13 protein-coding genes are annotated in these 14,569 nt (G+C 58.2%); 7 read left to right on the top strand and 6 right to left on the bottom strand.

What is annotated here, in order from left to right; genetic code table 11:
- Positions 1-215 precede the first annotated feature (215 nt).
- The 3 genes from AB5Y70_RS08210 (at position 216) to aroE (ending at position 2,710) form a co-directional block, all read left to right on the top strand.
- On the top strand, positions 216-776 hold the full coding sequence (locus AB5Y70_RS08210; RefSeq protein ID WP_049636716.1) for a Sua5/YciO/YrdC/YwlC family protein: 561 nt from the start codon (positions 216-218) through the stop codon (positions 774-776).
- Between the two features lie 100 nt (positions 777-876).
- Positions 877-1,785 (top strand): oxygen-dependent coproporphyrinogen oxidase, encoded by a 909-nt coding sequence (gene hemF / locus AB5Y70_RS08205; RefSeq protein WP_049636715.1) that lies wholly within the window; start codon positions 877-879, stop codon positions 1,783-1,785.
- Positions 1,786-1,888: 103 nt separating this feature from the next.
- Positions 1,889-2,710, top strand: coding sequence for a shikimate dehydrogenase (gene aroE / locus AB5Y70_RS08200; protein WP_049636714.1), 822 nt, complete (start codon positions 1,889-1,891; stop codon positions 2,708-2,710).
- 980 nt (positions 2,711-3,690) lie between these two features.
- Here aroE and yihA read toward each other — a convergent pair.
- Entirely contained in the window at positions 3,691-4,344 is a 654-nt protein-coding gene (yihA, locus tag AB5Y70_RS08195; RefSeq protein ID WP_049636713.1) for a ribosome biogenesis GTP-binding protein YihA/YsxC, read from the bottom strand.
- A 143-nt stretch (positions 4,345-4,487) separates the two neighbouring features.
- On the opposite strand from yihA, the gene AB5Y70_RS08190 reads away from it, so the two are divergent.
- The 4 genes from AB5Y70_RS08190 (at position 4,488) to hemN (ending at position 8,341) form a co-directional block, all read left to right on the top strand.
- The gene (locus AB5Y70_RS08190) at positions 4,488-5,105 is read left to right on the top strand and encodes a cytochrome c (protein ID WP_010672518.1); all 618 of its coding nucleotides are present in this window, start codon (positions 4,488-4,490) and stop codon (positions 5,103-5,105) included.
- Between the two features lie 800 nt (positions 5,106-5,905).
- Positions 5,906-6,487, top strand: coding sequence for a Der GTPase-activating protein YihI (gene yihI, locus AB5Y70_RS08185; protein WP_010672519.1), 582 nt, complete (start codon positions 5,906-5,908; stop codon positions 6,485-6,487).
- A gap of 11 nt (positions 6,488-6,498) precedes the next feature.
- Positions 6,499-6,939, top strand: coding sequence for a DUF2489 domain-containing protein (locus AB5Y70_RS08180; protein ID WP_039039514.1), 441 nt, complete (start codon positions 6,499-6,501; stop codon positions 6,937-6,939).
- A gap of 28 nt (positions 6,940-6,967) precedes the next feature.
- On the top strand, positions 6,968-8,341 hold the full coding sequence (gene hemN / locus AB5Y70_RS08175; RefSeq protein WP_080988650.1) for an oxygen-independent coproporphyrinogen III oxidase: 1,374 nt from the start codon (positions 6,968-6,970) through the stop codon (positions 8,339-8,341).
- A 68-nt stretch (positions 8,342-8,409) separates the two neighbouring features.
- Here the strand turns inward: hemN and add are convergent, their stop codons facing one another.
- The 5 genes from add to glnA form a co-directional block, all read right to left on the bottom strand.
- Positions 8,410-9,411 carry an adenosine deaminase gene (gene add, locus AB5Y70_RS08170; RefSeq protein ID WP_049636711.1) on the bottom strand — a complete coding sequence of 334 codons (1,002 nt, stop codon included), beginning with the start codon at positions 9,409-9,411 and terminating at the stop codon, positions 8,410-8,412.
- Between the two features lie 141 nt (positions 9,412-9,552).
- Positions 9,553-10,971 (bottom strand): nitrogen regulation protein NR(I), encoded by a 1,419-nt coding sequence (gene glnG, locus AB5Y70_RS08165; protein ID WP_010672523.1) that lies wholly within the window; start codon positions 10,969-10,971, stop codon positions 9,553-9,555.
- 9 nt (positions 10,972-10,980) lie between these two features.
- Positions 10,981-12,036, bottom strand: coding sequence for a nitrogen regulation protein NR(II) (glnL, locus tag AB5Y70_RS08160; protein ID WP_010672524.1), 1,056 nt, complete (start codon positions 12,034-12,036; stop codon positions 10,981-10,983).
- Between the two features lie 86 nt (positions 12,037-12,122).
- Positions 12,123-12,692 carry a DUF4124 domain-containing protein gene (locus AB5Y70_RS08155; RefSeq protein ID WP_010672525.1) on the bottom strand — a complete coding sequence of 190 codons (570 nt, stop codon included), beginning with the start codon at positions 12,690-12,692 and terminating at the stop codon, positions 12,123-12,125.
- A 192-nt stretch (positions 12,693-12,884) separates the two neighbouring features.
- Positions 12,885-14,294, bottom strand: a complete 1,410-nt coding sequence (glnA, locus tag AB5Y70_RS08150) for a glutamate--ammonia ligase (protein ID WP_010672526.1) — start codon at positions 14,292-14,294, stop codon at positions 12,885-12,887.
- Positions 14,295-14,569: the final 275 nt, after the last annotated feature.

Raw genomic sequence — 14,569 nt, 5'->3', positions numbered from 1 at the left:
TCGCCCAACTTGCCCTGATCCTGACCTGGTCGCCATCTCAAGCTCCCTGCGGTTGCTCGGTTCACTGATGCACTCAAGCGTCTGAACCGAAATGCATGACTGAAGAGGAGCAGGGATATAGCCCATATCGCAGCAGTGATGGCCCCGATGCCGTCATGTCGGTTCAACATACAATCCAGTGATGAGAGGCGGCAGCGTGGCTGTCGCATGTGCTTATGCCAAATGAATTTGAACAAGCGGTTGCCGCCCTTCAAGGAGAAGGGGTTATCGCCTATGCCACCGAAGCCGTGTTTGGTCTGGGGTGTGATCCTGATTCCGAAGCCGCCGTGCAGCGGCTGCTGGCCATCAAGCAGCGGCCGGTGGAGAAGGGATTGATCCTGATCGCGGCAGATCTGGCGCAATTGCAGGACTACATCGACCTGAGCCAGCTCAGCGATGAGCAGCTTGCTCGCGTGCAGGCGAGCTGGCCTGGTCCCTTCACCTGGATCATGCCCGCTCGCGCGACGACGCCGTCCTGGTTGACCGGTCAGTTCGAGACCCTGGCGGTGCGGGTCACAGGCCATCCCCAGGTGCAAGGGCTTTGCCGGGCATTTGGCAAACCGCTGGTGTCCACCAGTGCCAATCTAACCGGTGATGAACCCGCTCGTCGGGTGGCTGATATTGGCGATCTGCTGGCAAGCCAGCTGGCTTACATTCTGCCCGGCGAAGTCGGGGGGCAAGCCAACCCGTCCGAAATCAAGGACGCCCTCACCGGGGCCATTATTCGCCCATCCTGAGTTGGGCACGGCCCTGTTTCATGCAGGTTGTGCGATGAGGTCATGACAATACGAGAAGTGCAGGCAGTGCATGCATGATGCCTGTCTGACAGGAGATAAAATGAGCAAACCGGATGTGGCCCAGGTAAAAGCCTTCCTGCTGCAATTGCAGGATGATATCTGCCGTGGCCTGGAGCAGGCCGATGGATGCGGGCGCTTTGTGGAAGATGCCTGGAGTCGCGAAGGTGGTGGTGGCGGTAGAACACGGGTGCTGCGTCAGGGGGCGGTGATCGAGCAAGGTGGGGTCAACTTCTCCCATGTCTATGGCGATGCCATGCCGGCATCCGCGACCGCACATCGTCCCGAACTGGCTGGCCGCAGGTTTGAGGCCATGGGGGTATCGCTGGTGATCCACCCGCATAATCCCTATGTACCGACCAGCCATGCGAATGTGCGGTTCTTCATCGCCGAGAAAGAGGGGGAGGAGCCGATCTGGTGGTTTGGTGGCGGCTTCGACCTGACGCCCTTCTATCCGTTCGAAGAGGACGTGAGGCATTGGCACCAGGTCTCCCGTGAGCTCTGTCAGCCGTTCGGCACCGACATTTATCCCGAGTTCAAATCCTGGTGCGATCGTTACTTCTTCCTCAAGCATCGGGGCGAGACGCGCGGGGTGGGCGGTCTTTTCTTCGATGACCTGAACCGCTGGCCCTTTGCCGACTGCTTTGCCTTCATGCGTGCAGTGGGTGAGGGTTACCTCGCGGCCTACTTGCCGATTGTCGAGCGACGCAAGGAGCTTGCTTATGGGGAGCGGGAACGGGCGTTCCAGCTTTATCGCCGTGGCCGCTACGTGGAGTTCAATCTGGTCTACGACCGCGGGACCCTGTTCGGACTGCAGACGGGGGGGCGTACCGAATCCATCCTGATGTCGATGCCGCCGCTGGCGCGCTGGGAGTACGACTGGCAGCCGGAGGCTGGCAGCCCGGAGGCATTGCTCTACAGCGACTACCTCAAACCGCGCGAGTGGTTGTGACCAGAGGGGCCATGATGGCCTCTTCTTATTGGCCGATATTCGGCTTGTTCCTTCATGAGAAAACCCGTTAAATCGGGATATTGCTCTCAAAAGGAACGCCTTGATGGATCGTTATCTGGTTTTTGGCCACCCCGTACGCCACAGCAAATCTCCCTTCATTCATACCCTGTTTGCCAGGCAGACCCAGCAAGCGCTGGAGTATGGTCTGGCAGAACCTGCTGTCGATGAGTTTGCCAGCGCTCTGAACCACTTCTTCGCCGAAGGAGGGAAGGGGTGCAACGTGACCGTACCTTTCAAGGAGCAAGCCTTCGGGCTGGTGGAGCGGCTGAGCCCCAGGGCCAAGCGGGCGGGAGCGGTCAACACCATCAAACTGACTGATGATGGTGTGCTGCTGGGTGACAATACCGACGGCGCCGGGCTGGTCGCCGATCTCAAGGCTCACGGAGTGAACCTTGCCGGTAGCAGGATCCTGCTTCTGGGGGCCGGTGGCGCAGCTCGTGGTGCCCTGGCCCCCCTGCTGGCGGAAGCGCCGGGCGAGATCGTCGTGGTCAACCGTACCCATGCCAAGGCGGAACAGCTGGCTGTGGAGTTCAGGGATCTGGGCAGCATCACGGCTCAATCCTATGAACAGTTGGTGGGGCCGTTCGATCTCATCATCAATTCCACCTCAGCGAGTCTGCAAGGAGAGTTGCCACCTTTGGCGCCAACCCTCATCCACCCGGACATCGCGATCTACGACATGATGTATGGCGCAACGGACACAGCCTTCATCGGCTGGGCCAAACAACATGGCGCGCGCCATACCATGGATGGATTGGGCATGCTGGTCGAGCAGGCTGCTGAGGCCTTTACCGTATGGCGAGGGATCCGGCCCGGCACCAAGCAGGTATTGAGAGAGTTGCAGCGCAATCTGGGCGTCGTGTGAACCAGCTTGTGCGTTCTATTGGGCTGTCGGCAGGTCTGATGTAGAGATTCTGCATCTCTGGATAAGGGCTCCCTCGTGATGCGGCACGGCACGTGTGATGTGAAACGGTCGTTCTGCGGTGGGTGTGTGGCAGAACAGGTGCCATTTTTATAAAACCATTGCATAACAATAAGTTACTTTTACTTTGCCGTCACTCGCAGAATTTTTTTGAGTTTTTTCTCAAAGCAGCGGAACTTCTGTAACGGACTGCTGACTAACTGGATAGTTGAGGAAGTGCTAGCTAGTCACCTTTATAACTCCCCGGTATTCGTACTGGGTATTTTTTTATCTGCATGAAAATTATGAATATTTTTTCTTTTTTCTACCATTGAAACTAAATTACATAAATTACTTTCACTTTCTGCTGCTTTGCTGTACAGTTGTCGGCGTAGGGTACAGAGGTAAGATGTTCTATCTTTCAGACCTTTTATTTCACGTAATTGAATGTGGCTGAATAGCAGCCCCGATGAGTCATCGTCGGGGCGTTTTTTTATGCGCAACATTTAGAGCAAATGCTTTAATTGTTGCCGTTCTTTGTTAGAATGAAGGCGTTTCTTGAGGAAAACCAATCGTCTTTGTTCTCGAGAACTCGCTTTTTCCCAAATTTTTGAACTCATTTCTTCAGGCCGGTTTGCAATGGCAAGACCGGCCTCATTTTTATCCCTATATTGCCTCATCGTGTAATTAAATTTCAGTTTCGTTTGTTACGGCCTTCAATTCTGATTTTTTACTCGATATCCATGAAAACGGTATCAGGTTGATGATTAGTTAATTCTTTTCGCGTCTAAACATGCTATCAGTATGATTTAAATATATTTTTTGAGGTTTTTCTTCAGAGGTGGCGAAGGCGGGGAGGGAGGGCTCGGAGATGGGGGGATCATGAAAGCCTTTCAATCAGCGGAGGTCCAACTCCGCCAATTGCAGCCAGGGAGAGGAGTCGTTTACTCCTCGTTCTGATTATCTTCGTCGTCTGCCTGGGCGTTGTCTGCTTCGGACAGGTACCAGCCGCTCAGGGTCTGGGCCAGCTTCTCGACGCCGATATTGGTCAGAGAAGAGAATGCTTCAACCTGGATCTGCGGGCCCAGTTCTGCCACCGCCTGACGAACCTTGATCACCTGGTTGTTGCGGGGCCCCGGGCTTAACTTGTCCGCCTTGGTCAGCAACAGCATCACCGGCAGTTCACGGTGTGAACTCCATTCCAGCATGTTCATGTCGGTTTCCTTGAGCGGATGGCGGATGTCCATCAGGATCACCAGCCCTTTCAGGGACTCCCGTCGTTGCAGGTATTCAGCCAGTGACTTTTGCCACTTGAGCTTCATTTCCAGCGGAACCTGGGCATATCCATAGCCGGGCAAGTCGACCAGGCGTTTGCCCGGTTCCAGCTCAAACAGGTTGATCAGCTGAGTACGGCCAGGGGTCTTACTGGTACGTGCCAGGTTCTTGTGTTTGGTCAAGGTATTCAATGCAGACGATTTGCCAGCGTTGGAACGACCGGCAAACGCAATCTCGACACCCCCATCATTTGGCAGGTGGCGGATGTCGGGTGCGCTGGTCACAAAATGCACCTTATTGAAATTCAGAGTTTGTGTATCCAACGTAAATTCCCCATAGAGATAGAGGGTTATAGAGTTACTTTTTTGTGAAATAGTGTAAAATGGCGTCGCTTGAACGCGTTTATTTTAACATGCCTTCAGCGGCATGGGATCTGGAAGCCTAATAACGAGAAAGTTGGAACGCCATGAAGAACCTAGTCATTACACTTGCTCTGATGGTTGGCGTAACTGGGATGGCACAAGCCAAGGGCGATGCCGCTGCGGGACAAACCAAGGCTGCCGTCTGTGCGGCCTGTCATGGACCGGACGGCAACAGCCCAGTCGACATGTATCCCAAGATTGCTGGTCAGCACGCATCATATATCAAAAAACAATTAGTTGAACTGAAGGCTGCAGCTTCTGGCCAAACTGGTCGGGTTGCGCCCGTCATGGGACCCATGGCGTTGCCGTTGTCCGAGCAGGATATGGACGATCTTGCCGCCTATTTCTCCAGCCAGAAGGTGACGCCGGTTGCCGTGCCCGATGAGGTGGTTGCCGCAGGCAAGGCGCTTTATATGGGGGGAGACATGGAGCGAGGCCTGGCCGCCTGTACCGCCTGTCATGGCCCACGGGGTTCCGGCGTCGAGCAAGCGAAGTACCCCAGCCTGTCAGGGCAGCATCCCGCCTATATCAAGGCCCAGCTCACCGCTTTTCGTTCGGCGACCCGCGACAACGATCCCAATGGCATGATGCGGGATGTGGCCAAGAAGCTGACGGATCAGGACATCGAGGCGCTCTCCAAGTATGTGGCGGGGCTTCACTGATATAGACTGTTAGTTATCTTGTTGAAAAGAACAGGGAACCATTGTGTTCCCTGTTCTTTTTTGAGGTTGTAGCGATCGCCCGTAAACAGCCTGCATTGCTGTAAGAGATCTTCTATATACGGGGCTGGTCGTGTCTGAAAGATTGCTCACGTATATTATTTTATTTTTTGTTTTTCAATGAATTAAGAAATAGAACATTACTTTGTACCAGTTCGAAATGTGCTTTGGTTGATTGAGTCATCCAGCGAAGAAGTTACAGTAGGCAATCAGGATTGGCCGGAGAGAGGGAGCAAGACCCGTCTTCGGTTTGACAGGATGTCTGCTCGGAGCATGCGATGAGCAATAGATGCAAAAAGCCAGGATGGTGACCGCCAGGGATGAGCGGGGCTGCGGGAGGCAACCACCCCGATGGGAGGCAGGATGTCGCCGGTTTGGGTTAGACAAACAAACACACGCACACTCAGGACTGGTCAATAAGGATCAGGATGATCCAACGAAATGATGCGCCGTGGTTCGCCCAGGGATAAGGCGATTGGCTACCAGGGAATGGAACTCGCATGATGGAAAAAGGCAGCTTCGGCTGCCTTTTTTCTATTGGGTCATTAACCCGCCAAGACATTCTGTGTCAAAATACCAGCAACATGCCCAGAGGATGCCGATCCTGCGGTGTTCAGCGACCCAACGTGGTCGAATTGGTGCGGGATCCCACTCTTGTTCCATATTTACTGTTCCCCGCTTCAGCATCCTCCCCGGACGACACGCTCCGGGGGTTTCCATTCAGTTATTTGTCGGAGTCATTCATGTCGGCCAAACAACCCAACCGCAAGCCTACCGGCAAGCGCAAAGAATCAGATGCCAGTGCCCAGGAAGGTCGTGAGCGCAAGCGCGCCGCCAAGCGCAAGGGCCTGAAGGCGGGCTCCCGCCAACAGGTCGAGCAGGCGGGCAAAAAGAGTGGCTCCAAGCAGGTCAAGGATCCACGCATCGGCTCTCGCAAGCCCATCGTGCTGATTGCCGACGAGAAGGGCAGCAAGCCGGTGGCGACCAAGCCTGCGAAAGAGAAGCGGGTGGTGATGACCCCCGAGCAGGAGCTGGCGTCCATCGAAAATGATGATCGCCTCAATGCCTTGCTGGATCGTCTGGATGCCGGTGAAACCCTGGAGGCCGCAGAGCAGGCATGGGTCGATCAGCGGGTTGACCGTTATCAGGAGCTGATGGACGAGCTCGGTATCATCGACAACGACGATGACGAAGATGGCGACATGGATTTTGATGATGCCGATTTTGATGAGCCGAGTCAGCCTGCCTCCGAAGAGGAGCTGTGGGAGCGTTTCTCTCAGGCGGACTACCAGCCTGAAGCCAAACCCGAGCCGAAGAAAAAGTGATGAGTGGATGGATGCTGGCCGCCCTGTTGGGTGGCCTGATTTTGCTGGGGCTTGCCGTCTATGCCGGCACCCTGATGGCGCGTCTCAAACGCCAGCAAGAGATGCAGCAGCACGCCATTGCGGCCCGCAACGAGCGGATCCTGGAGAGTGTCAGGGTGATCGCCCACGCGGTACGAGATGGTCAGTGCGACTACTCAGAAGGCGCCATCCGGCTGACCAATCTGCTGGATGCCTTGCAAATAAAGGGGGGCCGCGCCTTTGCCACCGAGTTCCCGGGGCTCTACGGCCTCTATGAGAAGGTGAAGGAGATGCCGACCCATGAGGCGAGGCGGGCACTCAAGCGCAATGAAGTGATGAAGATGGATCTCGAACGCAGCGGCTACGAGGCCGAGCTGGAGGCGCAGATCCTTGAGGATGTCGCCAGACTGAAGGATTTTCAGTTAAGCCGGTGAGCCCATGACAAAGACAGAGGAAGCAAGCGTGCAAGCAGAACAGATTGTGTGGGATCAGGCCCTGATCGAAAAATACAACTACAGTGGTCCGCGTTATACCTCCTATCCCACTGCGCTGGAGTTCAACGAGGGGTTCGGCTATCCGGACTTTGTCCAGGCAGCGGGCCAGTATCCTGCTCGCAATCTGTCTCTCTACGTGCACATCCCCTTCTGTCACAAGCTCTGCTACTACTGCGGTTGCAACAAGGTCATTACCCGGCACCAGCACAAGGCAGATCAATACCTCGACTACCTCGAACAGGAGATCAAGGCCCAGGCCCCCCTGTTCAAGGAGAGACTGGTCACCCAGCTGCACTGGGGTGGCGGCACACCCACCTATCTGAGCGAACCCCAGACTCGTCGCCTGATGGCCATGTTGCGGGAGCACTTCCACTTCGCCGAGGAGGGGGAGATCAGCATCGAGGTGGATCCCCGCGAGATCGAATTGTCCATGCTGGATGTGCTGCGGGAGCTCGGTTTCAACCGCATCAGCCTTGGCGTTCAGGACTTCAACAAGGCGGTCCAGGTTGCGGTCAATCGGGAGCAGGACAACGACTTCATCCGCGCCATGCTGGTCCGTGCCCGCGAGCTGGGGTTCCGCTCCACCAATCTGGATCTCATCTACGGTCTGCCGCACCAGAACCGGGAGAGCTTCCATCACACCCTGGAAGAGGTGCTCAAAACCGACCCGGCCCGCCTCTCCATCTTCAACTATGCCCACCTGCCGAGCCGTTTTGCCGCCCAGCACAAGCTGAAAGAAGCGGACATGCCGGCGCCGCAGGAGAAGCTGGCCATGCTGCAAGATACCATTGCCTTCCTGACCGGCCAGGGTTATCAGTTCATCGGCATGGACCACTTTGCCAAGCCCGATGACGAGCTGGCGGTCGCCCAGCGCGAAGGCAAGCTGCATCGCAACTTCCAGGGCTATACCACCCAGGGGGATTGCGATCTGCTGGGGCTGGGGGTCTCTTCCATCAGCATGATGGGGGATGCCTATTCCCAGAACCAGAAGGATCTCAAAACCTACTACGCCCAGGTCGAGTCACTAGGCCATGCCCAGTGGAAGGGGTGCTCCCTCAATCGGGACGATCTGATCCGTCGTGAGGTGATCAAGCGCCTCATCTGCGATTTTTCCCTGAACTTCGCCGCTGTGGAGCAGGCCCACGGCCTGGTGTTCAAGGAGTATTTTGCCGAGGATCTCAATCTGTTGCAGACCTTCATCGACGACGGTCTGGTGCGCATGACCGAAGAGGGGCTGGAGGTGGTCTCCACCGGTCAGCTGCTGATCCGCAACATCTGCATGTGCTTCGATGTCTACCTGCGCAACAAGGCGCGCCAGCAGCAGTTCTCCCGGGTGATCTAGGCCGGGCAATGTCGTTGGACAATAAAAAACCGCCTTTCGGCGGTTTTTTTATTGGGTTTTACCCCTGCTCAGCGTTGAGCCGCGCGGGCACTCAGCTCGGCCTTCTCGGCTTCGCTCAGGAAGGCCAGGATCAGGCCGTTCTGCTGGGCGGTGCGGATTTCGCTCACCGTCATGCCGGCAGCGGGGGCAGCCACCTCGTATTCATGGGGCAGGTCGATCCCCTCCACCGCCGGATCGTCGGTATTGAGGCAGGCCAGCACGCCGGCGGCCAGGAACTGGCGGATCGGGTGATCGGCCAGATTCGCCACCGTGGTGGTCTGGAGGTTGGAGGTGAGGCAGGACTCGATGCCGATGCGGTGTTCGGCCAGATAGGCCATCAGGGCCGGATCCTGGATGGCCTTGACGCCGTGGCCGATGCGCTCGGCTCCCAGCTCGCGAATGGCCTGCCACATGCTCTCGGGACCGGCGGCTTCACCGGCGTGCACGGTGACCCGCATGCCTGCATCCCGCACCCGGCGGAAGTGGTCGGTGAAGAGATCGCCCGGGAAGCCCAGCTCGTCGCCGGCCAGATCGATGGCGACCAGGCGATCGCGATGAGCCAGACAGGCATCCAGCTCCTGCTTGCACTGCTCGGTGCCGAAGGTACGGCTCATGATGCCGATGAGATTGGTCTTGATGCCGAAGTCACGGCTGCCTGCGGCCACGCCGTCGATGATGGCTTCGACCACGCCCTGTGGGTGCAGTTTGTGGGTCATCGCCATGTAGGCCGGGCTGAAGCGCAGCTCGGCATAGTCGATCCCGGCACGCAGCAGATCTTCCACGTTTTCGTAGGCGACCCGGCGGCAGGCATCGTAGTCGGCCAGCACGGCCACGCCCCAGTCCAGTTTCTTCAGGAAGGCCACCAGACTCGGCTCGTTCTCGACGATCTGCACGTGCGGGCGCAGGGCTTCCAGCTCATCGGCCGGCAGTCGGATGTTGTGCTGACGTCCCAGCTCGAGAATGGTCTGCGGGCGGATGTTGCCATCCAGATGGCGATGCAGGTCGGTCAGGGGGAGGGATCTGTCAATCATGGGGCACCTTCTGCGAGTCGGGTTGGAAAGCCTGCCATTCTAGGCGGGGCGCCTGAAAAAGATACCCCGTTTGCAAGCAAACGGGGTGTGATTGGTCAGGCTTTCCCTCAAGGCGTGATGGGAATCGTTTTTCCCGCGGGCTCAGGGAATGTCGAGCTCCTTGAGCTTGCGGGTCAGGGTATTGCGGCCCCAGCCGAGCAGGCGGGCTGCCTCCTGCTTGTGACCGTGGGTGTGATCCAGTGCCGTCTCCAGCATGATCCGTTCGAACTGGGGCATGGCATCCGCCAGGATATCGGTCTCCCCCAGCGCCAGCTTGGCGGCCACCCAGTCCTGCAACTGTTGCTGCCAGCCACCGGTCAGGGCGGGCTGGCCCGGCTCGGCGGTGCTGGTGATGGGAGTCAGCAGCTCGGTGGGCAGATCGCCTACCAGCACCTCCTGGCCCGAGGCCATCACCGTCAGCCAGCGGCAGACGTTCTCCAGCTGGCGCACGTTGCCCGGCCAGGGGAGGCGGCTGATGTAGGTCTGGGTATCCGGGTGCAGGCTCTTGGCCTCCACGTTCAGCTCCTTGGCGGCTCGCAGCAGGAAGTGCTGGGCCAGCTGGGGGATGTCCTCCCGGCGCTCCTTGAGGGCCGGAATATGGATGCGGATGACGTTGAGGCGGTGGAACAGGTCTTCCCGAAACTCGCCGTCGGCGACCCGCTTCTCCAGATTCTGGTGGGTGGCGGCAATGATCCGCACATCCACCTGCACCGGTTGGTGGCCGCCAACCCGGTAGAACTGCCCGTCCGCCAGTACCCGCAGCAACCGGGTCTGCACGTCCAGCGGCATGTCGCCTATTTCGTCGAGAAACAGGGTGCCACCATCGGCCTGTTCGAAGCGGCCGTGACGAATGTTGTTGGCGCCGGTGAAGGCTCCCTTCTCATGGCCGAACAGCTCGGATTCGATGAGATCTTTCGGGATGGCCGCCATGTTGAGGGCGATGAAGTTCTTGTGGGCCCGGGGGCTGTGCTTGTGCAGGGCATGGGCAACCAGCTCCTTGCCGGTACCGCTCTGGCCGTTGATGAGCACCGAGATGCTGGAGCGCGACAGCCGGCCGATGGCGCGGAACACCTCCTGCATGGCAGGGGCTTCGCCGATGATCTCCGGGGTGGTGGTGGCTTCCTGCTGGCGAGCCTTGCGCTTGGTACGTTGCTCCTTGAGGTGGTTCTCGGCCCGGCGTACCAGGGTGACCGCCTCGTCGATGTCGAACGGCTTGGGCAGGTATTCGAAGGCACCGCGCTGGTAGGCGTTGACCGCGCTGTCGAGGTCCGAGTGGGCCGTCATGATGATGATGGGCAGATCGGCCTGGCGGCGATGGATCTGCTCCAGCAGGCTCAGGCCGTCGATGCCCGGCATGCGGATATCCGAGAGGATCACGTCCGGTGAGCGCATCTCCAGTGAACTCAGCAGGGCTTCGCCGTCGGCGAAACTTTCGCATTCGAAGCCTTCGCTGCCAAGGGTGCGCTCCAGAACCCACCGGATGGAGCTGTCGTCATCGACGATCCACACTTTTGCTGTCATGAGGTTCCCTTATTTGCGAAGTGGTAAATAAATGGTGAATTCGGTGTGGCCTGGCCAGCTGATGCAGTCGATGCGACCCTTGTGCTGATCGATCAGGTTCTGGGCGATGGAGAGGCCCAGGCCCGTTCCCCCTTCCTTGCCGGTGATCATGGGGTAGAAGAGGGTGTCGCGAATGGCGTCGGGAATGCCGGGGCCGTTGTCGATGATCTTGATTTCGGCCGCCAGGCGATAGCGCTGGCCATGGATGGTGATCTGGAAGGCGGTGCGCGTCTTGATGCGGATGAGGCCGTCCTGATCCCCAAGGGCTTCGGCGGCGTTGCGCACTATGTTCAGGAACGCCTGTTGCAGCTGGTCCGATTCCATCTCGAATTCGGGGATGCTGGGGTCGTAGTCCCGCTCGATGCGGATCTGCGGCGGCAGCTCCAGGTCCACCAGACGGCGCACCTGCTCCAGCACGGAGTGAACGTTGTGCATCTGGTGACGGCCGGGACGCTGGGGACCGAGCAACCTGTCGACCAGCACCCGTAGGCGATCGGCCTGCTCGATGATGATGCCGGTGTATTCACGCAAGGCCGGGTCGGGCAACTCCTTTTGCAGCAGTTGGGCCGCGCCGCGCAATCCCCCCAGGGGGTTCTTGATCTCGTGCGCCAGGCCGCGCACCAGCTCCTTGGCGGCCTGCTGCTGGGCGTGTTGCTGCAGCTCCTGGCTGATCTTCTTCTGCTGATCGATCTTGCGCAGTTCTACCACCATCAGTCGCTGTTCATGATCGGCCATGGGGCTGACGCTGATCTCTACCAGCCTGGGCTCCCCCTCCACCACCAGGGTGACTTCGCTGTCGGTGAAGCCCTGCCCCGAAATGAGGCACTGTTTGAAACGCTGCAGATCGAGAGAGATGTGCTCCAGCAGGTGGGGCAGTTCGATGCCGATCAGTCGTCGTTCGCTGAGGGAAAGCAGCTGCTCTGCCGCCGGGTTGACGAATTGAATGCAGAGACGTTCATCCATGAGAATGACGGCGGTCAGCAGATTGTCCAAGAGTGTCTTGGCGTTGTCCGAGCGGGTTGGCACAGGTTTCTCCCTAAAACGGTGCTGTACACCTGGAATGCACCAATATAGTGCATCAAGTTTACCCGCATCGGTGCGTCACATCACCCCTAATTGGCCTTGGGGGCGGCTCTGGGAGCCTGATTCACCGACGCCCTGTGCAGGTAAAAGGTGGTTGGCTTAGATTTAGCAAGGATCGTACCGTCTTTGGCGAGCAACTCGAGCCGTGCCTCGTAAGCGCCCCTATCGAGGTTTTCCACCCGTATGGCCAGGCTGTTGTGAACCAGGGGCACCGCCTTGCCGTTCAGGATCAGGCGCACATCGTATTGCACCGGGACCTGGGGAGAGATCTCGCCCTGGAAGACGATGTTGCCGGTATTGTCGCGCAATGTGCTGCCCGGTTCCGGAGAGATGAGGTCGATCTCCAGGGGAGCCGCTTCCAGGGCTTTCCTGGCATCGACACCGGTCAGGCTGTTGAAGTTGTCCACCTGGACCGAGTGGGGGGCGGTGCCGATGAGCGGCGAGACCCGCAGGTCCACCTCTTTTGCGCTCTTGCCGGGAGGAGGGGCATCGGTGTAGTGGGTCACCCCCTGGGGATCGACCCAGGAGTAGACGCGGGCGGCCTGTGCGGAACAGGAGGCCATCAGCAGGAGGCTCAGCAGCCAGGGTACAGTGTTCATCCATCTCTCCTTGACGGGGTTCACCTTAATCCTATCAGAGAAAAACCACGGGGTCGGGGTGTGAACAGCCGAGGGTGGTACGGCTCCGTGAACGGGATCATCTTTCTGCACGATCGTGCCCGTTTGGCGGTATTTCCGTTGCCAGAATGAAAAAAAACCCGCCAGATGGCGGGTTTGTCATGGGAAAGCGGATTAGACGGAGTAGTACAGCTCGAACTCCAGCGGGTGCGGAGTCATGCGCACGCGGTCAACATCCTGCTGTTTCAGTTCCAGGTAGGAGTTGATGAAGTCATCGCTGAACACGCCACCACGGGTCAGGAACTCACGGTCTGCATCCAGTGCGGACAGCGCTTCGTCCAGGGAACCGGCAACGGTCGGCACTTCAGCGGCTTCTTCCGGCGGCAGATCGTACAGGTTCTTGTCCATGGCATCGCCCGGATGGATCTTGTTGATGATGCCGTCCAGACCGGCCATCAGCTGGGCAGCGAAGGCCAGGTACGGGTTGGCAGCCGGATCCGGGAAGCGTACTTCGATGCGGCGGGCTTTCGGGCTCGGCACGACCGGGATACGGATGGAGGCAGAACGGTTGCGGGCGGAGTAGGCCAGCATGACCGGTGCTTCATAGCCCGGCACCAGACGCTTGTAGGAGTTGGTGGTTGGGTTGGCGAAGGCGTTGATGGCCTTGGCGTGCTTGATGATGCCGCCGATGTAGTGCAGTGCCATCTCGGACAGACCGCCGTACAGGTCGCCTGCGAACAGGTTGACGCCGTCTTTGGCCAGGGACTGGTGGCAGTGCATGCCGGAGCCGTTGTCACCGAACATGGGTTTCGGCATGAAGGTGACGGTCTTGTTGTAGGCGTGGGCCACGTTGTGGATCACGTACTTCAGGACCTGTACTTCGTCAGCCTTCAGGGTGAGGGTGTTGAAGCGGGTTGCGATCTCGTTCTGACCGGCGGTCGCCACTTCGTGGTGGTGAGCTTCGACGACCTGGCCCATCTCTTCCAGCACCAGGCACATGGCGGCACGGATGTCCTGGGAGGAGTCAACCGGGGCAACCGGGAAGTAACCACCCTTGACGAATGGACGGTGACCCTTGTTGCCGTGCTCGTAGTCGGTACCGGAGTTCCAGGCAGCTTCTTCGGATTCGATCTTCACGAAGCTGTGGCCCATGGTGTTGGAGAAGGTGATGTTGTCGAACATGAAGAATTCCGGCTCCGGCCCGAACAGCACGGTGTCAGCGATGCCGCTGGACTTCAGGAAATCTTCGGCACGCTTGGCGATGGAGCGCGGATCGCGGTCATAGCCTTGCATGGTGGCGGGTTCAAGCACGTCACAGACGATGTTCAGAGTGGTCTCTTCGGTGAACGGGTCCAGTTTGGCGGAAGCCGGGTCCGGCATCAGCACCATGTCAGACTCGTTGATGCCCTTCCAGCCGCCGATGGAGGAACCATCGAACATCTTGCCGTCTTCGAAGAAGTCTTCGTCAACCTGGTGGGAAGGGATGGATACGTGCTGCTCTTTACCCTTGGTGTCGGTAAAACGCAGATCAACAAACTTGACTTCGTGTTCCTGGATCAGGGCCAAAACGTTCTGGGCTGACATGCTAAGTAACCTCCGGTGTTAAAACTCTTTGGGTGAATGCGTCGTCACATTCACATAAGCCAGTATCGTGCCAAGTTTGTGACAGCTTGATTTCAGGGCACTTGCACCGTTTCAGGCTGTCGAGAAACCCGTTCTCATGCCGGTTGCTGCATTAAAGTGGTGCAACCTTGGATCGTTTTGGTGCACCGAGATGGTGCGCCAGCGTATCCAGGCCATCTAAGCAGCCTTTTGCTGCGGGGTCCATGATCCTGATCCTTTGTTGTGCGTGAATGTGT

The sequence above is a fragment of the Aeromonas sp. s1(2024) genome (genome assembly GCF_040908005.1).
Taxonomy (GTDB): domain Bacteria; phylum Pseudomonadota; class Gammaproteobacteria; order Enterobacterales; family Aeromonadaceae; genus Aeromonas; species Aeromonas caviae.
Note: the sequence above shows the minus strand (reverse complement) of the source record. Positions and strands in the feature narration are given on the sequence as shown.